Origin of the sequence: Runella aurantiaca (assembly GCF_003339505.1) — a bacterium.
GTDB classification, from domain to species: Bacteria; Bacteroidota; Bacteroidia; order Cytophagales; family Spirosomataceae; genus Runella; species Runella aurantiaca.
Genome location: NZ_QPIW01000011.1, coordinates 59,366 through 79,925, shown reverse-complemented (window position 1 = coordinate 79,925; position 20,560 = coordinate 59,366). Strand labels below are relative to the sequence as shown.

Annotated in this window: 14 protein-coding genes; 8 read left to right on the top strand and 6 right to left on the bottom strand. The window is 44.9% G+C overall.

Annotation, left to right across the window (positions count from 1 at the left end):
• Window positions 1-46 precede the first annotated feature (46 nt).
• A complete protein-coding gene (locus tag DVG78_RS14815; RefSeq protein WP_147277090.1) occupies window positions 47-694 on the bottom strand; it encodes a DUF1361 domain-containing protein in 648 nt (215 codons plus the stop codon).
• Window positions 695-966: 272 nt separating this feature from the next.
• Here DVG78_RS14815 and DVG78_RS14810 point away from each other — a divergent pair, with 272 nt between their 5' ends.
• The 4 genes from DVG78_RS14810 (at window position 967) to DVG78_RS14795 (ending at window position 10,156) form a co-directional block, all read left to right on the top strand.
• The gene (locus DVG78_RS14810; protein ID WP_229598233.1) at window positions 967-3,984 is read left to right on the top strand and encodes a SusC/RagA family TonB-linked outer membrane protein; all 3,018 of its coding nucleotides are present in this window, start codon (window positions 967-969) and stop codon (window positions 3,982-3,984) included.
• Window positions 3,985-4,070: 86 nt separating this feature from the next.
• Window positions 4,071-5,405, top strand: a complete 1,335-nt coding sequence (locus DVG78_RS14805; RefSeq protein ID WP_114461931.1) for a RagB/SusD family nutrient uptake outer membrane protein — start codon at window positions 4,071-4,073, stop codon at window positions 5,403-5,405.
• Between the two features lie 174 nt (window positions 5,406-5,579).
• Window positions 5,580-8,705, top strand: coding sequence for a SusC/RagA family TonB-linked outer membrane protein (locus DVG78_RS14800; protein ID WP_114461847.1), 3,126 nt, complete (start codon window positions 5,580-5,582; stop codon window positions 8,703-8,705).
• Window positions 8,706-8,725: 20 nt separating this feature from the next.
• Window positions 8,726-10,156 (top strand): SusD/RagB family nutrient-binding outer membrane lipoprotein, encoded by a 1,431-nt coding sequence (locus DVG78_RS14795; RefSeq protein WP_114461846.1) that lies wholly within the window; start codon window positions 8,726-8,728, stop codon window positions 10,154-10,156.
• Window positions 10,157-10,208: 52 nt separating this feature from the next.
• Here DVG78_RS14795 and DVG78_RS14790 read toward each other — a convergent pair whose 3' ends face one another.
• The 5 genes from DVG78_RS14790 to DVG78_RS14770 form a co-directional block, all read right to left on the bottom strand.
• A complete protein-coding gene (locus tag DVG78_RS14790; RefSeq protein WP_114461845.1) occupies window positions 10,209-11,180 on the bottom strand; it encodes an NADPH:quinone oxidoreductase family protein in 972 nt (323 codons plus the stop codon).
• Between the two features lie 32 nt (window positions 11,181-11,212).
• The gene (locus tag DVG78_RS14785; RefSeq protein ID WP_114461844.1) at window positions 11,213-11,797 is read right to left on the bottom strand and encodes an Ig-like domain-containing protein; all 585 of its coding nucleotides are present in this window, start codon (window positions 11,795-11,797) and stop codon (window positions 11,213-11,215) included.
• Between the two features lie 294 nt (window positions 11,798-12,091).
• Window positions 12,092-13,966 (bottom strand): CocE/NonD family hydrolase, encoded by a 1,875-nt coding sequence (locus DVG78_RS14780; protein ID WP_114461843.1) that lies wholly within the window; start codon window positions 13,964-13,966, stop codon window positions 12,092-12,094.
• A complete protein-coding gene (locus tag DVG78_RS14775; protein WP_114461842.1) occupies window positions 13,966-15,564 on the bottom strand; it encodes a hypothetical protein in 1,599 nt (532 codons plus the stop codon). Before DVG78_RS14775 ends, DVG78_RS14780 begins: the two co-directional genes overlap by 1 nt.
• A 45-nt stretch (window positions 15,565-15,609) precedes the next feature.
• Window positions 15,610-16,053: a DUF8785 domain-containing protein gene (locus DVG78_RS14770; RefSeq protein ID WP_114461841.1), complete on the bottom strand. Its 444-nt coding sequence runs from the start codon at window positions 16,051-16,053 to the stop codon at window positions 15,610-15,612.
• Window positions 16,054-16,290: 237 nt separating this feature from the next.
• Between DVG78_RS14770 and glmM the strand changes: the two genes are divergently transcribed.
• From glmM to DVG78_RS14750, 4 genes are all read left to right on the top strand, one after another.
• On the top strand, window positions 16,291-17,685 hold the full coding sequence (gene glmM / locus DVG78_RS14765; RefSeq protein ID WP_114461840.1) for a phosphoglucosamine mutase: 1,395 nt from the start codon (window positions 16,291-16,293) through the stop codon (window positions 17,683-17,685).
• Between the two features lie 21 nt (window positions 17,686-17,706).
• Complete coding sequence (locus DVG78_RS14760) at window positions 17,707-18,204, top strand: gamma carbonic anhydrase family protein (protein ID WP_114461839.1); 498 nt, start codon at window positions 17,707-17,709, stop codon at window positions 18,202-18,204.
• Window positions 18,205-18,327: 123 nt separating this feature from the next.
• Window positions 18,328-19,713, top strand: a complete 1,386-nt coding sequence (locus tag DVG78_RS14755) for a vanadium-dependent haloperoxidase (RefSeq protein WP_114461838.1) — start codon at window positions 18,328-18,330, stop codon at window positions 19,711-19,713.
• A 237-nt stretch (window positions 19,714-19,950) separates the two neighbouring features.
• Window positions 19,951-20,559 (top strand): OmpH/Skp family outer membrane protein, encoded by a 609-nt coding sequence (locus DVG78_RS14750; RefSeq protein ID WP_114461837.1) that lies wholly within the window; start codon window positions 19,951-19,953, stop codon window positions 20,557-20,559.
• Window position 20,560: the final 1 nt, after the last annotated feature.

The following is a 20,560-nucleotide window of genomic DNA, read 5'->3' as shown; positions in this document are numbered from 1 at the left end:
GTTTGGTTAGTTAAATTCTGTGTTTGGATGAAAGTGATTTTTCATTTTAAACATTTTCTTCCACCTTGGTTTTTAAGGTATAAATCCAAAAAGCAATATACATAATAAGCATGGCCAGTGAAAAGGTAACGGTTAGTTTCATGGCCATTGGATTATGTAAATTAGAAACGCTATATTTAACAAGATAAAAAGGGTTGGTAAGTACATCCCAGCTGTTCCAGCGTCCAAAACGACCCAAATAAACGCCATAACTCGATAAAATCAAACATCCCGCTATAATTACCCAAGCCGCAATCCGATGGGTCATTTGTTCGATCAGCCGATGAATCATCAAAACGGAATACAGCCCCGTAAGCAAACCCGCCAGTGCAAAAGAGAAGGTCATAAGGGAATCATACCAAAGGAGATAATCGGGTACTTCCTTCAGATGAATTAGGTCTGTAATTAAATAAGGCGCGTTGGGAAAGAGTAGCAGCCATAAAATCATTCCTGCCAAAAATCCATAATGATTTAGTAGTCCGCGTTGCCAACATTGACGAGTCACATAAGCACAAACTAATGGAAGCCACGCCAAAAATAAATTCCAGAATAATCCCCAATGCTCAAGAGAGCCCGTAAGGGCAATTCGCCCCGCCAGCATCACAATACCAATACCAGATAGAAGAAACAGTAGGAGTATTTTGCTTTTTATCATAAAAAGAACTTTGTTTTGCAAAGTAAATAAAAAAACAAATACACAAGACAAATAGAAAAATAAGATTTTGATTTTTAAACATCATCAGGTATTGTTTGGCATAAATAAATGTTTTATTGTTGTGATTGTTTTTTTGTAAAACTTTATATTTATTTTTAATTATAAACTAAAAACCAAATTTTGTATGGATGAAAAACGGTATGTTTAAATTATTATTATTGCAATTCCCTTCATAAAAGACAACTAATTTACCTTAATTTCAACTAAATCGTATGAGAAAACAATTTACGCTTGCAGTGGCGTTGGCAATGCTGATGTCGTGCATTTCGGTGTGGGCGCAGGGACAATCCCTGACGGGTAAAGTGACCGACGGGGCGGGTAATCCACTGCCTGGAGTGTCAATATTGGTAAAAGGAACGAATAGAGGGGCCACAAGTGGCGCCGACGGGACGTACAAAATCGACGTTCCGGCCAATGCTAAAGTCATTTTTAGTTACGTGGGTTTTTCAAGTAAAGAAGAAACCCCTGGGAGCCGTTCCACGTTGGATGTTGTCCTAACTGAAGATTCTCGCCAACTGGAAGAAGTGGTGGTATCTGGTTTGGCTACCAACGTAAAACGCTCCAATTTGGCCAATGCTGTTTCCACACTTTCTGCCAAAGATTTAACGGGAACCACGTCGCCCGTAACAGCCGACGGGGCGTTGCAGGGAAAACTTGCCGGGGCCAACATTCAGGCCAATGGTTCAATGCCCGGGGGAGGTTTTAACGTTCAGTTCAGGGGCGTTTCCACTTTGGGGAGCTCGGCCTCGCAGCCGCTGTTTATTGTAGATGGCGTGTACATTGACAACGGCCAATACTCAAACGGACGCTCACAAGCCAACAAAGCAACGGGGGGGAGTGCTGCATCTAGCCAAGATAACAACGCCAACCGCTTAGCTGATTTAAATCCCGACGACATAGAAAGCATGGAAGTCTTGAAAGGCTCTTCGGCGGCGGCTATCTACGGAACGCGAGCCAACGCAGGAGTTGTGATTATTACCACAAAGCGCGGCAAAGGTGGCCTAACCAAAGTGTCTTTCGGGCAAGATTTGGGCATGTCGAAAGCGGTAGCGTACTACGGCGGGGCTGATTGGACCGAGCAGAAACTGACCGACTATTTTTCGGCAGATGATATTCCGTTGTTAAAGGCGGCCAAACAAAACGGTACGTATAATGACTGGGAACGCGTACTTTTCGGAGAAACAGGTGTGATAAAAAATACACGACTGAGCGTAACGGGCGGGACCGAAAAAACCAAGTTTTATGTCAACGGAAGCATTGCTGACGAGACGGGAATTATTAAAAATACCGATTTTAAACGCTATTCGATACGGGCTAACATTGACCATAAACTCAATAATTGGATTGATTTTGGGGTAAGTTCAAACTTTGTTCAGTCAGACAACGACCGTGGTTGGACAGGAAATGACAACTCAAACACTAATTATGGCTATGCATTGCCTTACACCAGACCCTACATTAATTTATTGCCAGATGCCCTGGGCAATTACCCCAACGACCCCAACGTAGGTGAAAACCTATTGGCTATTCGCGACCGCGCCGTGAACAATCAAAAGGTAAGCCGGGTGTTTCAAGGCTTCAATGCCAATTTCCGATTGATTAACAATGAAAAAACTTCCTTGACGCTGAAACTTAATGGTGGCCTTGATTATCAGAATCAATTCTCATTGATTTGGCTGCCTTCAGATTTACAATCTCAGTTAAAAGAAGCCAACCCGGGTTTTTCTCAGGATACGCGCGGAGAGGTAATCAATACCAACTGGCAGATTTCAGGAGTATTTACCAAAACGGTGATGGACAGCAAATTGAACCTGACTTCTTCGGCGGGCTTGGTACGGCTCAACAACCGTACGCGTCTAAGCTTCACACGGGGGCGTGGTTTGCCGGCGGGTGTTTATAATCCAGGCCGCGCCAAGGTAATCGGTTCTGATGTTGAATATCGTTCAAACACCGACGTGGGGATTTTTGCCCAGCAGGAAGCCAACTATGACGACAAAATCATTGCATCAGTGGGTGTACGTTTCGATAAATCAAATCTTAACGGGAATTCTTTCGACAAATTTTTTGCTTTCCCGCGCGCTTCTTTGGCCATCAATTTGACCAAATTCGGTGAGTGGGGCGGTAATACTATTTCACAGCTCAAACCGCGTATCGCTTACGGTCAAACCGCTGGATTGCCCAACTGGGGTGTTCCGTTTTCTCAGCTGAACGTGGTCGGAACCGGTGGTTTGGGTGGTTTGACTCCTTCTACTACCTTAGGAAATGTGGCTATTCAACCTGAACGAGCTACTGAATTGGAATATGGTGTAGACTTTGGTTTATTCAACAACCGCGTAACGGGAGAAATTACGCTTTATAATAAAAAAGTATTTGACTTGATTCAGCCATTGGTGACAGCGCCAACTACGGGGGTAAGCTCAACGGTAGTAAACGCCGCTGACATGACCAACCGTGGAGTGGAAATCACGCTCGGGGCCGACCTAGTAAAAAATAAGAGCATCACATGGTTTGTGCAACCTATTTTTTGGTTTAACCGTTCTGAAATCACTCGTTTGGATATTCCTGAGCGTTTGACGGGCGGATTTGGAGCTACCTTCGGTCAGTGGCGTATCAAGCAAGGATTTTCACCTACGCAAATTGTAGGCCAACCTCGGACGCTTCCCGTGACCGACCCCAACTATGCGACCTCGTGGACGGTGTATGGAGATCAGCAGCCTAAATTTGAATTCTCGCTCAATCAGCGTATTTCATTCCTGAAAAATTTCGAGTTTTCGGCGTTGCTCAATTATCGTCACAAATTTACGGTGGTCTCGCTTGCCCGCGTATTGTGGGATGAAGGCGGTAACACCTCTGATTGGAACGGAACCGATGAAGTGGGTAGCGATGGTAAAACGCCCAACGGGATTTATCGCCAGAATGTAAATGGCGTTGATGAAAATGGGGTTCCAAAGCCTGGTTACAACCCAAGTGTGGTAAGTTTTCTGAAACTGCGTGAGGTAGCGCTTTACTACCGCGTGCCGAAATCGGTTTTGAAAAGTGCCTTTGGTAATGTCGTTGAAGGGGTTCGCGTAGGAGTGTCTGGCAATAATGTGCTACGTTGGACAGATTATAAAGCAGGTTATGACCCTGAAAACTCCAACTTTGGTTCGGCTGCGCTGGGCAGCGGGGTAGATATTGGAAGTTCGCCGCTCGTTCGTCGTATGATGTTCCATTTGTCGGTTGATTTTTAGCAACGAGTTAATGGGCAGCAGTACAGGCGAGTCAGTTCATGAGCGCCGTATGTTTTTTGTTCTTAACAAATAACCTCAAAATGAAAATGAAAAATTTAAGATATTCCTTTATAATCGCTGGATTGACGGCAATCAGCCTTAACTCCTGCAATGTTCTCAAGACAGATATTGTCGATGACCCTAACTTCCCCAGCGTAGGTTCAGTACAAAATAACGCCACCAAAGCACAATTGGACGCCTTGGCCATCGGCCAAATAGCCACAGCACGCGATGGATTGGCTACGTACCTTCAGGTAGTGGGTACGCTCGGCAAAGAGATATTTAACTTTAACTCGACCGAGTCGCGGTGGATGACCGAGCTGAATGGCCTGCGGCCGATTGATAACTCAGCTTTTTATAACGGTGCCACTACCAACTTCGGATTGCCGATACGTCATGCCAACATTACACTTGCTTCTCTCAATATCACTACGTCTGTGACTGACCAGCAAAAAAGTGGCTACCGTGGGTTGGCAAACACGTTTAAAGGATTGGCGATGTTGTATCAACTTAATGTGCAGTATACCAACGGTATTCGTTTAAACATTGAAGACCCTTTCAAGCCCAGTAAAGCGGTGAGTTATACCGAGTCATTGGCGGGCATCGCCAAAGTACTGGATGAAGGCGCAACTCAGCTGGACGGAGCAGGTGCCGCTTTTCCATTTGCTTTACCTTCGGGATACGCGGGTTTTACAACACCTGCTGCTTTCAAGAAGTTTAACCGCGCCATAGCCTTGCGGGTGGCGCTGTATCAAAAAGACTTTACCAAAGCCGCCGCATTGTTGACACAAACTTTTTATGATGCCACCGGTGACTTGAATGCGGGTCCCAAACACAATTTCAATGCCACTCCACCAGATGTGCAGAATCCGTTGTTGAACACCTCAACGGTGCGGATTGTAGCGGTTCAAAAACTGATTGAAGATGCTGAAACTGGCGATGTTAGGGTAGCAGCCAAAGTAAAAGAACAATCAGCTCCCCTCTCTTATACGTCGGGAGTGACCTACAGTTCAAAGTATCTGACGAGCGTTTATACTGGAGCCAACGATCCCGTGTCGATTATTCGCAATGAAGAATTGGTACTGATTGCGGCTGAGCTTGCAGCGCAGCAGGGGAATGCTCCCGAAGCAACGCGGTTAATCAATATTGTTCGGAAAGCGGCGGGTCTTGCCGATTATAAAGGACTCACCACCAAAGATGCCCTTATCAATACTATTTTGAAAGAGCGTCTTTATTCGTTGTTTTATGAAGGCCATCGGTGGGTAGATATGCGTCGTTATGAGAAGTTGGGCGAGATATATTTGCCCGTAGCAGGCATGAAAGTGCTCGAAAGACTCGAACGTCCAGTGGCGGAAGTTAACTGGGATAATGCAAATCCATAGGGATTTAGCTTAATGTCTGAATACAAAAGGCCGCTCTTTGGAGTGGCCTTTTGTATTCAAAAAGCTATACTTTGTCGCATTTTTTTTGTTTTATTTTTCCGCGTTATAAAAAATTTGTGGTTATTGGCATATCTTTGAGATAGATATTCTTAATCTAAACTAAAAATCACAAGTATGAAAAGAAGGTTTACACTGCCAGCGGCGGTGATAATGCTGCTTTGCAGTATATCACTGTTTGCGCAAGACCGCACTATTACGGGCAAAGTAATTGCCGACGACGGCTCCATCCTCCCAGGAGTAAGTATTACAGTTCGCGGAACTACACGCGGCGCCACCACGGATTCAGAGGGAAGCTACAAAATTGCCGTTCCCTCAGGTTCTCAGCTCGTATTTAGCTTCATTGGTTTTACCAATCAAGAAGTAACCGTAGGTACACAAAATGTGATTGACGTTCGATTAATGCCAGATGCTACGCAGCTTCAGGAAGTGGTCGTAACGGCTCTCGGTATCTCCCGCGACAAGAAAGCATTGAACTACTCTGTGCAGGAAATAAAAGGTGACAAAATCACCGCTGCACGCGACCCCAATGTTGCCAATGCTTTAGCGGGTAAAATCGCTGGGGTACAGGTATTAGGGCAATCGGCCGCCAAATTCGGTACACCCAATATTCGTATTCGTGGCGTAAACTCACTGACGGGCGGAGATCCACTTTACGTAGTAGACGGTACTCCCACTGACATCAGTCAGGTAAACATGGATGATGTAGAATCATTGTCGGTGTTGAAAGGGCCCTCTGCTACTGCGCTTTACGGAAACCGTGCTTCGGGCGGTGTAGTAGTTATTACTACCAAAAAAGCGAAATCGGGCGAGGCAAAGCTTGACATCAATCATAGCACCACTTTGGACATGATTGGCCTATTGCCTAAGTTCCAGAACGAATACGGTGGTGGTTATTCACAAGACTGGGAGACATTCTCCTTCAATCCAGCCATTCACCCTGCTGATTGGAAGGCATTTGAAGGCCAAAAACTCCTAGATTATTCAGCCGATGAAAGCTGGGGACCCAAAATTGACGGTTCGCCTCACCGTTCGGCTTTCTCGTGGCAGCAAGGGCCTGAGTTTGGACAATTGACGCCTTATTCGGCTCAACCCAATAACGTGCGTGACTTTTTTAATAAGCCAATCAGCAACAACACCAACATTGCCTTTTCAAAAGGAGGAGAAAACTTCCAGTCGCGGGTGTCTTATACGCACATTATCACCAACGGAATTATTCCTAATTCAAAGCAAGCCAAGGATTTTATCAGTGCTAAAAACAGCATCACACTGTTGAAAAACCTGACGGCAAATCTTAACATCAACTATACATCTACCAAAGGTACCAACGTACCAGCAGATGGCTATGGCAACCAGACCATCGGTTCTTTCAACCAATGGTTTCAACGTCAGCTTAAAATTGAAGACCTGAAAAACTACAAAAATCCTGACGGAACTTTCCGTAGCTGGAATATCGGCGGGCCGCTTGATTCACGCCCTAAATATTGGGATAGCCCGTATACGCAAATGTACGAAAACACCAATAGCCGTTCAGACACCCGTTTGTTCGGTGATTTTGGTCTGACGTACCAATTTACCAAGTATCTAAAAGGAATGGTAGTGGCGCGTCGCGACCAACAGCAGTATAAATCAGATGCGATTATTGCCTACGGAACACTGAACGCGGGTGGTTTGGGAGCATATTCTAACTATCTGCAAAACCAACGTGAAAATAACTACGAAGGATTGTTGAGTTTCGATAAAACATTTGGTGAACTTTCGGTGGTTGCCAACGCGGGGGGAAACATTCGTTATAATTTAGTCGAAACATTTGGACAGGCTACTTCAGGTGGATTGACGAGCCCTGGCTTTTACAATATTGCGGCTTCAAAAGACCGTCCTGCAATCAGCAACAACCGTTTTGAGCGCCGGGTAAACAGTCTCTATGGAAACGTGAGCTTGGGCTACAAAGACATCGTTTTTCTGGAGGCATCTCTCCGCAACGACTGGTCTTCTACGTTACCAGTTGCCAACAATTCTTACTTGTATCCTTCCCTTTCGGGTGGGGTGATTTTGACGGAGTTGTTGCCAAGAAACCCGATATTGTCTTATGCAAAAGTGCGCGCAGGATACGCACAGGTAGGTACCGATGTAGGCCCGTACCAGATTTTCCAAACGTACACTACTGGAAATGCCTTCGGTTCAAATGCCACTCAGTATTTGCCAACATTGTTACCCAATGCTGATTTGAAGCCCGGCTTGTCTTCTTCGTATGAAGCGGGTATTGACATGAAATTCATGAACAATCGCTTCGGAGTAGAGTTTACGTGGTACCAAAACGACAACAAGAACCAGATTATTCCGCTTCCTGTAGATCCTACCAGTGGCTATCGCAACGCCATCATCAACGCAGGCTTGATTCAAACCAAAGGATTAGAATTACACATTTTTGCCAATCCTGTTAAGTCAGAACGTGGCTTCAACTGGGATTTTGATATTAACTTAGACCGCAACCGTTCGAAAGTAATCAAATTGGCAGACGGCCTAACCAACTATCAATTGGGTGGCCCAACATGGCGTACTTTGACCGTCAACGCCCGTGAAGGTGAAGATTGGGGACTGTTGGTCGGTAAAAAAATCCGCACATTGGATGGTAAAAGAGTGGTAGATGCCAATGGTTTTTACATTGTAGATGACCAAAAATCACTCGGTTCGGTGTTACCAACCTTTAAAGGTGGTTTCTTGAACAGCTTTACGTACCGCAATTTGTCGTTGCGCGTCAATACTGACTTTATCGTCGGTGGAAGATTTTTCTCTACCACCCGTATGTTTAATGCGTATGCAGGTTTGGCCGCTGAAACTGCTGGTTTGAACGAGTTAGGTAATCCAAAGCGTGATCCAGTTTCTGCTGGAGGTGGCGTATTGTTGGATGCCGTAACCGAAGATGGCAAGCCAAACACCACCCGCGTAGAAACCCAAGAATTGTACGAAGATAAATTCTTTGCGCTCAATGATCAGTGGACCTACGACCAAACTTACATCAAACTCCGTGAGGTTGCTTTGGGGTATAACTTACCAAAGTCGCTGTTGTCGCGTGTGAAAGTAAAATCTGCCAATATTTCATTCATCGTTCGTAACCCGTTGTTGATTTACAGCGCAGTAGGTGGTGGTCTGGATATTTCAGAATCTGAAACTTTTTGGACAGAAGGTGGTCAGTTGCCTCCAGTACGTTCGTTTGGTTTAAACCTGAGATTGAGTTTGTAAGCATTAAACGCATTTGAATCATGAAAAAATATATTTTAAATACCTTCATCGTAGCGGCCTTATTGTCGGCAGCTACCTCATGCGGCGATAATTTTGGGACGATGAACATCAGCCCAAACAGCCCATCGAACCCCAATACGGCGAGTATTCTGACGGGCGCACTGCGTAACGTAGGTGCCGCCGTGACTGGAATTCAACCTGGCCTCTACGTACAGCATTTCGGTGATGTAACCTACATTGAGGAATCGCGCTACAAAACGGTTAACTTCGACTACAACGGATTCTATGCTGGACCTTTGATGAACCTACAGTTTATTATTCAGCAGAATACCGATGCAGCTACCAAAAGTAATGCGGCCGCTACGGGTTCAAACGCCAACCAAATTGCGACAGCCCGTATTTTGAAAGCGTATTTCTTTCAATTTCTGACTGACCGTTGGGGAGATATCGCTTATTCGGAAGCTTTAAAGGCGGCGGGAGATTTTAACCCCAAATTTGACAAACAGCAAGATATTTATACTGATTTGTTTAAAGAATGGAAGGAAGCTGCTGCGCAATTTGACGGTGGAAAAACCGTACAAGGGGATATTTTGTTGGGTGGAAATATTGCACGTTGGAAAAAGTTCGCCAACTCGCTTCGCGCCATTGCCGCCCTGCGTTTGTCTAAAGTAGACCCTGCCAAAGGTAAAGCGGAGTTTGCCGCAGCGGTAGCTGATGGATTGCTTGCTTCCAATGCCGATAACGTAAAGTACGGGTACTTGTCAGAAGCAAACAATGAGCATCCGTTGTACAACAACTACATTACGACCAACCGCAAAGATTTTGCAGTAGCGAGTACGTTTGTTGATTATTTAAACAAAGTGAGTGATCCTCGCTTGTCGGCTATTGCCGATAAAAATATCAACGGAGCATACCGTGGCGTTCCTTACGGCGTTTTTCCTCCTACTTGGAAAGCGCAGGATGTATCTCTGGCCGCAGCGACCATGCGGCAGCAAAACTCACCAGTCAATGTGTTGACCTATGCCCAAGTGCTTTTTGCGCAGGCTGAAGCGGCCCAGTTGGGTTGGATTTCTGGCAATGCCAAGACGTTGTATGAAGCGGCCATCAAAGCTTCTATGGAGCAGTGGGGCGTGTATACGGCCGATGGTTTTGATAAGTATATCGCGCAACCAGATGTAGCATTTACAAGTGCCAAAGCTATTGAGCAAATTGCAACCCAACGGTGGATTGCTTTGTTTTACCAGAATAGCGAAGCATGGGCAGAATGGCGTAGAACAGGGTTCCCAGTGTTGAAACCTGCTGAGAAACCATTGAACGGGGGCACCGAAATTCCTCGTCGTATGGCTTATCCGACTACGGCACCTACGTTGAATAAAACCAACTACGATGCCATCGTTACCAGCCAAGGCGCTGATGATCAATACACTCGTGTATGGTGGGATAAAAAATAATCAAATGAATAAACAGTAACAAAAATGGGGCGTGAGCCCCATTTTTGTTTTGTCAGGGTGTCACTACCAGCTTTCCCATTACGCGCCGTTCAAGCATGTCGTTGAGGGCCTGCGGCGCTTCAGCCAATGAATACGTTTTCTGAATATAAGGTTTTAGCGTTCCTTTTTGATAAAATTCAAACAACTCTGTGATGTTTTGAAAGTTGGCTTTGGGTTCTTTCTCGGCAAACGCCCCCCAAAATACGCCCACGATAGCGCTGCCTTTTAATAAGGCCAAATTGAAGGGCAGAGCAGGGATTTGTCCTGCTGCAAAACCCACCACCAGATAGCGACCTTTCCAGTTTAGAGCGCGCAAAGCGGGCTCGGCGTAGGAGCCGCCTACAGGATCATACACTACATCGACTCCGCCGCCCGTAAATGTTTTTAGACTTTCGCGCAGGTCTTCTTTTGAATAATTAATGAGTCCATCGGCGCCATATTCTTTACACAATGCCAGTTTTTCGTCGCTCGAAGCGGCTGCAATGACTTTTGCACCCATGATTTTTCCTAAATTGACCGCGGCCAAACCCACTCCTCCTGCCGCTCCGAGTACCAGCAGGGTTTCGCCAGCCTTCAACTGTGCGCGGTCTTTGAGGGCGTGGTAGGAGGTGCCGTAAGTATACATGAGTGAGGCGGCAACGTTGTAATCCATCGAGGGCGGCATTCTAAAAGCACGGTTGGCATCTACGACCAGTTCTTCGGCAAAACCACCCCATCCTGGCATGGCAAACACATTATCTCCTACTTTTAGGTGTTTTACTTCTTCTCCGAGTTCTTTTACAACGCCCGCGGCCTCTCCACCTGGCGAAAAAGGAAAAGGCGGCTTGAACTGATACTTTCCCTGAATAATAAGCGTATCGGGGAAATTAACCCCGCAGGCTTTGACGGCGATTACAACTTGATTTTTTTGAGGGTGGAGCGCAGACAATTCTTCTACTACGAGGGATTCGGGCGGGCCGTACTGTTTGCAAAGGAGGGCTTTCATTTGGCTTTGGTTGTTGGATGTCAACTAAAGCCTTACTTGCGTACTTTTCTAATGCCTATGACGGGGCATACCGCCCTTTTTATTTCCAAGACCACTGGCGTAGATGCTATACTGGTACAACCAGTGTCGGTATAGCGCGAACGGGCGTAGTAAGTGCCTGCTTGGGTAGGCGTGAATTGCAATGTTTCTGACTTCAACGGAATGCTGCTATGGGGGTCAGCGTACCAATCAACCGTAGCCCCATCGGTGGCAAAAGCCTTGAAAGGGGTAATGGAACTGCCAGCGCACAGGCTTTGACTGCTTACAAGCGGAGGGAGGGGAAGAATAGGGTCACAAATGGGTAAGGGAACGATTTGGGTAGAAACCAAAGAATCAACGGAGGTAAAAGTAAGGGTCACTTTAAAGTCATTTTTGGGCAAAATTCCCGCAATCGTATCATTACGAACCGTCCCACGATTGGTTGAAACCTTACCCGTAGTGGCTTCAAATACAAGGAGGTAAGCTGATTCGCCTTTGCACAGGTTAGGGCAAATAATGGTTTTGACCGTAATGGCGTTGGATTGCGCAAATGCACTGTTATAAACAGTACAATAACTGCATATATACCAAATCGCCATTCGAATTGCGAAACCGCAATTCGAAAAAAAAGATAAAAATTTCAATCTAAAGTAGGGTAATTAGTGAGTGTTGACGGTGTAAAAACAGACTTATAAGGCCTTAAGGTAATTGCACTGCCTAAACAATGTATAAAATTGGAGTAAATTATCCTTTTTTGCAAGTAGATATACAAAAAGTGCTCACTGTCATCGACTTAGTGAGCACTTTTTGTAATGAAATGGTATATTTTTTGTCTTAATAATTAGAAAAGCATTCCAGATTCTTTCCCACATTTCTACCTCAACAGGTTGATATTACTTTAAGATTTCTATTTCTACACCGCTTAAAGCACCTGGCTGGTGATAAACACGATGGGTAGCTTTAATGAAATCTTGCTCGGTGGCGAGATAAATATTAGGTACATATTTTTGGGGATTACGGTCAAAAAGTGGGAATACCGTGCTTTGTACCTGAATCTGGATACGGTGTCCTTTTTTGAACGTGTGCAGTACATCTTGTAATCGAAAGTTTAGTGGGGTGATTTTATTGGGAATGAGCGGTGCTGGTTTTTCAAACGAATTACGAAAACGAGCCCGCATGATTTCACTGCGTACCATCTGGTGATAATTACTCAGGGTAATGTTTTTGTTTGGCAAGTAGGCATGATTGGGTTCATCTCCAGGATAAACGTCAATCAGTTTTACAAAAAAATCTGCGTCACTGCCCGTCGTGCTGAAATTCAGTTTTGCCATAATTTCTCCACCCAAAGTAATATCCTCGGTCAACGGCTCCGTCTGGAACACCAAAACGTCGGGACGGCGGGCCGCAAAACGTTGGTCTTCCGACATATAGTTGAAAGGAGTAAAGCCCATGGTTTGGGTATTGTCCTCAATATCGGGTACGGGTTTGAGCGGGTCACTTATGTACTCGCTGAATGCCCGGGCAGTTTTGGGGGCCTCAAAAGACAGCTTTCCGTTGGCATGAAAATACAACATTTTCTTTTCGGCATTGGCGGAGGGCCATTTGTCAAACGTTTCCCAAGATTTCTTACCCGTGTTAAACAAATAAGCATCGGGTAGCCCTGTTTTGCCGTCGCCGGTTCCTTTCAGAAAGTGTTGAAAGAATTTAGCCTCAATTTCTCGTTGGTAAAAAGTCGCTACACTGTCGCCGAAGTAAACATTGCTGTGTAGCGTACGCCCCGTTTCTTGCGACCAGCGACCGTGGCCAAACGGACCCATCACGAGCGTGTTGTAGGTGCCAGGATTGTTGCGTTCGAGGGTTTTGTACACCGTCAAAGGCCCGTAAAGGTCTTCGGCGTCAAACCATCCACCCACCGTCATCACCGCGTGTTTTACGTTTTTAAGGTGAGGAATAATGCTGCGTTTTTTCCAAAATTCGTCGTAGTTGGGGTGGTCTTTGTGCTCTTGCCAAAAGAAATTGTCTTTGTAGTAAGCATCGAAATTTTTGAGTGGTCCCAAGTCAAGGTTAAACTGGTAGCCATCTTTGGTTTTGGCATTGATTAATCCCGGGAGCCACCAATTGTCGGTAGTGGGTTTAGGATGTTGAATACCAAACACTGGAAATGTTAAAAAATAGCCTTGTGTAAAGGCACCGTTGTGGTGAAAATCATCGAAAAAGAAATCAGAAACGGGGGCTTGCGGCGACGATGCTTTCAGGGCGGGGTGTTGGCTCAACGCCCCCGCAACGGTATAAAACCCAGGATAACTGATGCCCCATTGTCCTACTCGTCCGTTGTGATTGGGGATATTTTTAATGAGCCATTCGATAGTGTCATAGGTGTCAGAAGATTCGTCTACCTGTTCTTTGGTGGTTTTGTTGGCAATCTGTGGGGTCATGTTTGTCCAAGTACCTTCGCTCAGATAACGCCCGCGAACATCCTGATAGACAAAAATGTACTTATCCTGCATCAAAAATTTATTGGGCCCCAATTGCCCTGGAAATTTGCCTTCACCATACGGTGCCACGCTGTAACAGGTACGTTGCATTAAAAACGGGTACGTTTTAGAGGCAGAGGCATCCTTGGGTGAGTAGACGATGGTGTGCAGCTTGGTGCCGTCGCGCATGGCGATGTCATACTCAACTTTAGTGTAGTTTTCTTTTACCCATTCCGATTGGGCAAACAGCGGAGAAACGGTAAAAAAGGCAACAAGTAGCAGGAAAAACTTCATTATAAAAGTGATTGTTTGATGAATAAATAAGCGCCTTCCGAATTTGTTGGCAATTTAACAAAACCCTCTGATTTATATTGGTTTAAGAACGATGCAAAACCTGCATCTTTTCCAAAATAGCTTTGCATATCTTGGGTCATCAAAATAAAATTAATGTTTTTGTCTCGGACAAATTTGGCAAAATCACCGTCCGTATATTCTTCAACGTGTATCCAGTCAGAATTATCCTTCAAAAAAACCCGGTACCAGTCCCGTTCCAACACCCTTAGACGTTTTTTGGGATTTAATTGAGTGATAAACCGGACATTGTCGGCGGTCGGAGTAGGGGATTTACGGTGATACTCAGGAACACGGATTGTTACAAAAATGGATAAAACCAACAGCGCTAGAAAAGCCCCCGAGAAAGGTTGCATGATTCTGACCTTACGCAAAGATAAACGACTCAGTACAAAAGCAATGAGCCACAAGACCAGCACTAAATGAAAAATCAAGTAATGGGTGCGTGGATAAATAAGCACAGTGGCAATTAATGTAGGAATAAGCAACGTAATCAGGCCGACGAGCCCCCACCCATCAACTGGTTTTTTACGGAAATTTCGTCCCGTCGTTTTGTAGTCTATTAAAAACAAAAATACCAAGACAATACCAGCCGCCACGCCCATCCGCCATGGAGAATACCACCCCCGAAATAAGGTTTGGTAAAATATACTGACCACATTGGTCAGGTTGGCGGTAATTGTGTGGATGATATTCGTAGTGATGTGCTTGAGAGCCCATTTAGGCTGCATTTTAACGGCATCGGTTAGGGTATGAACATCTTCGCCGAGTACCTTGTGGAAAAGTTGCAGTTGGGCCTCAATGGTACTTGGCTCAGACTGATTCATCCAAGCCGAATAATTGACGACGAAGTGCTGTTGAAACGCTACCGTACTGCGATTGTCGTCGCCAGTAAAAAGAGGATTCCCAAAGAGTAAATGAAGGCCAACGGCAAGGATAACGAATACCCCAGCCCAACGCATGAGGGTAGGTTGAAGAATGCCTTTTTCTTTCCATAACCAAAAAACGGCGATAAAGAGGGCCAATAAAAAAGATATGTAGAACTCAGGGCGACAATACGCGCATAATAACCCTGCCAAACTGATGACCAAAAAACGACGAGAATTGGACCATGACCGCAGGTGAATCAGCGCCAGTACTCCCAAAATTAAGCAGAAAGGAGCAATAGAAATTTTGGGATTGAGGGGTACGTTTTGGTCAGAAAATAAAAATAATACCGCAATCCACGTAGCAGCCGCCAAAGATATACCCAAAGAACGTACAAAAAGAAAAACGGTCATGCCCGCTAAAACGCTCAAAAGTGCCCAATTAAAATAATATAAATTTAAGCTGTCTGGAATAAAAAAATGCCAAAATGCATACCATGCCGCATAAAGCGGCCCCCATTGGGCACCGCCTTTAAACGGAATGGAAAAAGCAAGGCCAGACCCGAGGTAGGTAGTTTCATCGCCAAACTCGACATCTTTCCAAAATGGCAAATAGTGAACCAACACCAGACTGGCCGTCAATAATATGAATATACTGAACCAATGAAGACGCATGTTTAAAAGGGGTAGGGCCAAAGAAATGATGCTTTGGCCCTGCGATTATAGTGCTTTGCTTGTATCTGCGGGAGTCGTTTGAGGAGCAGGGACTGGCACAACTGGACGTTGATAATTTTGAAGGGGGATCAATTCAACCGAGACCACAAAGTATTTGGTATCACCGTTCCAAGGGAGTTGAAAAAATTTCTCCTCATAGTGGAGCGATACCCGCTGTCCTGTTCTTTGGGAAAGATTAAGGGCTTCGATGGCTTGTTTGTTACCGTCGTGCACCGAAAAATCCCAGGTAGTAGAATTAAAGGTTCCGGTACCGTCCGACATTCCGCCTACCATCAGTTGCCCTTCGTGGGTTTTGAATATATACCCGCGACGGCTGAGCTTAACCAGCGAGCCTACCCTTGTTCCTTCGCTGAAAGAACCAAAAGAGATATAATATAAGATGCCGCCTACAATGAGGAGGAAGATGATGAGGAATAACCACTTACGCATAATTGTGTTATAAGTTAGATGTTAATAAAGTACTAACTAATAGATTTTCGGGGAGAAAAAAAATGGTGAATAACATTCTAATAGAATAATATACTGATTTGAACGGGTACAATATATCAATCTCATCAGTAGCCATACATCGTAAAAGTAGGGCAATTTTACAACATTAAGTCGATTGTGCCTAAATTTTGCTACTTTTGAAACGGTTTTCATATTGTTAAAAAGCTAAAAAAACAAGTGGCATTAATAAAATCTATATCCGGTATTCGTGGCACGATTGGGGGGAAAACGGGGGATTCCCTTACGCCAATTGATGTTGTTAAATTTTCAGCAGCTTTTGGAACATGGCTAAAACGCAAAAATCCCGCTAATATAAAAATTGTCATTGGTCGTGATGCGAGGCTTTCGGGTGAGATGGTGGCTAAACTAGTGGCTTCTACATTGCAGGGAATAGGCTTTGAAGTAATTGATTTGGGGCTTTCAACTACTCCAACGGTTGAAATTGCGGTAACCCTTGAACACGCTGCTGGTGGAATTATTCTCACGGCCAGTCATAATCCCATTCAGTGGAATGCCCTGAAACTGTTGAATGATAAAGGTGAATTTATTTCAGGACAAGACGGTGCGGAAGTGCTTGCATTGGCCGAAAGCGAGGATTTTGATTTTGTGGAAGTTCGGAAACTAGGTTCTTATCGGGTCGATAACTCCTATTTTCAGAAACATATCGAAATGATTTTGGCGTTGCCGTTGGTGGATAAAGAGGCCATCGTCGCCAAAAACTTTAAAATTGCCGTCGATGCCGTCAACTCTACGGGGGGGATTGCCGTTCCGATGCTTTTGGAGGCGTTGGGCATTGAAAAAGGGAACATTAAACTTATCAACTGTGAACCTACGGGCGACTTTGCCCATAATCCAGAACCCCTTCCCGAAAATTTAATCGAAATTAGTCGTGAAATGACCCGGGGAGATTTTGATTTGGGCGTAGTGGTAGACCCCGATGTGGATCGACTAGCGCTCATTTGCGAAGATGGTCAACCCTTTGGCGAAGAATATACGTTGGTGTCTGTTGCCGATTATGTGTTGAAAAATAAAGTGGGAAATACCGTTTCCAATCTTTCTTCTACTGGCGCGCTGCGTGACATAACATTGAAAGCAGGAGGGGCTTATTTTGCCTCGGCAGTGGGAGAGGTAAATGTGGTCGAAATGATGAAAGCCAACGACGCGGTCATTGGCGGAGAAGGCAATGGCGGGGTTATTTACCCAGATTTGCATTATGGCCGCGACTCACTCGTGGGCATTGCCTTGTTTTTGAGTCATTTGGCCAAGTTTGGTAAGTCAGCTTCTATTTTACGCCGCACTTACCCGAGTTACCACATTTCAAAAAATAAAATTGAATTGACCGCTGATATTGACGTAGACGGTGTACTGGACAAAATCAGCAAAAAATATGCCAAAAATCCCGTCAATACCATTGATGGCGTGAAGATTGAATTCAATAAAGAATGGGTTCACCTGCGCAAATCGAATACTGAGCCTATTATTCGGATTTATTCAGAATCAGAAACTGCTTCTACGGCGGATCATCTAGCCAAAAAAATCATTGATGACATCAAAGAAGCGATTCAAAGTTAACCAATAAACGTTCATCGTTTTATGGACAGCCACAAAGCCGTTTTTATTGCTCCCTCTGCGTCGATCATGGGGCAGGTGTCGCTTGGCGAGCAGGCTTCCGTGTGGTACGGAGCCGTGATTCGGGCCGATGTTGAAAAAATCATCGTCGGCTACCGCACCAATATTCAGGATACTGCGGTGCTACACGCCGATGAAGGGTCGCCGACCATCATCGGTGATGATGTCACGGTGGGCCATGGCGCCATTGTGCACGGTGCTATGGTTGGCGACGGCTCGCTCATTGGCATGAGGGCAACGATTCTTAACAACGCCAAAATTGGCAAATTCTGCATTGTTGGCGCTCATACATTGGTTACGGAAGGTATGGAAGTGCCCGATTTTTCGATGGTTCTCGGAACCCCTGGTAAAGTAGTAAAGCAGCTTCCCGAGTCGATGGCGGCTCGTTTATTAGAAAGTGCGGCTCATTACGTAGCGATGGGTCAACGTCATGCTTCGGGAGAGTTTCCGATGATTCGCTAAAACTTCCCTTTTTATTAAAAAAATCCTTCAGGCGCAGTGCAAAATGCTGTCTTAAAATTGGCATTATTTTTGATGTATTTTCAAGTGTCTCTTTTTTAGAGAAACTAATTTAGATCAGTTAGTATGAAAAAAACTTTATTCCAACTGCTGTATCGGGGAGGTTATTATACCGTTGTTGTGGTATTGCTGGCTTTTACAATATACAGTTGTAGAACACCGAATGACCCTACAAATCCTGCTGATAATTCAAAAGAAACTCAGACCTATAGCCCGGATGTAGCCCTCAAATGGTCAGAAATGAGCCTGAAATTAATTCGTCAAAGCCCTGGTTTTACCCCTCCAGTTGCTTCGAGGGCGTTGGGATACGCGGGCTTAGCGCTGTATGAATCTGTAGTGCCCGGTATTAAGTCTAATCGTTCCCTTGCTGGGCAACTAAATGGCCTGAAGACGCTTCCACTACCAGAGACTGGAAAAGAATATCACTGGGCGGCAAGTGCCAATGCAGCGCAGCTTTTTATGGCTAAAAACCTCTGGTCCAATGCTCCAGAAGCAGCAAAAAAGATGGCAGATTCTTTGGCAGTAACTCTAAGAACAGGTTTTTTGGCGGAAAGTAACCAAGAAGTCATTGAGCGCTCCGAAGCTTTTGGCAATGAAGTGGCCAAAGCGATTTTTGAATGGTCCAAATCAGACGGTGGTCATGAAAGTTTTAGTCGGAACTTTCCCGCCGATTATAAAGCCCTGACTGCCCCCGGCTCTTGGCAACCCACTGAAAACGGCAGAACGATTCCGATGCAACCCTATTGGGGCAAAAATCGCACCTTTTTGGCGGTAAATTCTTCGATGCCTATGCCGTTGCCTTTGACGGTATCAACGCAGGTAAATTCCCCCTATTTTCAACAATACTACGACGTTTATAAGAAGAACATTGCCTTAACGCAGCTCGAAAAAGAAATCGCCGTGTGGTGGGCCGATGATCCGAGTGAGACCTTTACTCCTCCAGGTCATTCCTATAATATTGCTCGGATAGCTATAAAAAACAGTAATGTCAAACTAGACAAAGCTGCCGAGGCCTTGGCACGTACGGGAATAGCCGTTGCTGATGCCTTTACGCTCTGCTGGAAATGTAAATTCTATTTTAACAACGAGCGTCCTTATACTTTTGTCCGTCGGGCCATTGACCCCAAATGGATTCCTTTTTGGCCCGCGCCTCCTTTCCCTGGATATTCTTCGGGTCATTCTACTCAGTCTTCGGCTTCGGCCGTGGCGCTGGAGGCGATCTTTGGCACAGAGCTCGCTTTTGTTGACGATTCTCACGTCAATCGGGTGCGTGATGTTAAGCGCAACGTAGATTTTAAGCCTCGTTCGTTTCAATCACTCTGGGCAGCAGCCGAAGAATCGGCTTATTCGCGATTTTTGGGCGGAATCCATACTTTTCAGGACAATGATACGGGCCTAAAAGAAGGCCGGAAGATTGGTCAAAACATCAATGCACTTCGGTGGAAACAGTAAAAAAACACAGTTGAGAGGTATTGAAAGGAAGTCGCTTACTTGTTTGGTTAACCAGACAAGTAAGCGACTTTTTTTTTAAAGGTACAGTATTATTTCTAACTTTGCCCGCACAATCGTTAACGTCAATCGTTATCCGATAATCTATCAGTATGAATTTGGTTATCAGTTCTTTACGTATAATAATTGACTCTTTACCATTAATAATTAACTTTTATCAAAATTTAAAACATTTTTATTGTGAAAAACGGACTACTTATTTGGAATGCGGTTTTGACTGTGGCGGTGGCTTTTTTAGGATATCAGCACTTCTCACACCATTCATCTGACAGTGCAGGCGGAAGCATTTCGGAAGCATCGAAAGGCAAAAAAATTGTATACGTACAGGCCGATAGCCTCCTCAAAAACTATGAATATTACAAAGACTTTCAAAAAGAGTTTGAAAGCAAAGGGTTTCAGTTAGAAAACGATTTAGCCAACAAAGGGCGTTCGTTCCAAAACAAAGTGGCCTTCTTCCAGCAGCGTGCTCAGCAGGGGGCGTTGTCGCAAGACCAGGCGCAGGCGGCTCAGTCACAATTGGCCAAAGAAGAGCAGGATATTACCAAATACCGCGACGATCAATTGCGTAAACTCGACGAAGAGCGTATCAAAAAAACCGAAGAATTTTACGGTAATATCTTCGAATACATTAAGAATTATAACAAAGAAAACGGCTATGAATTTGTGCTTGGCTACAGCAAAGGCGGCGGAATCCTTTTTGCCGATGCCAACCTGGATGTGACCAAAAAGATGGTTGAAGGCCTTAACAAAGAATACAAAGAGAAAGAAGCCGCAAAAGCTAAAAAATAAG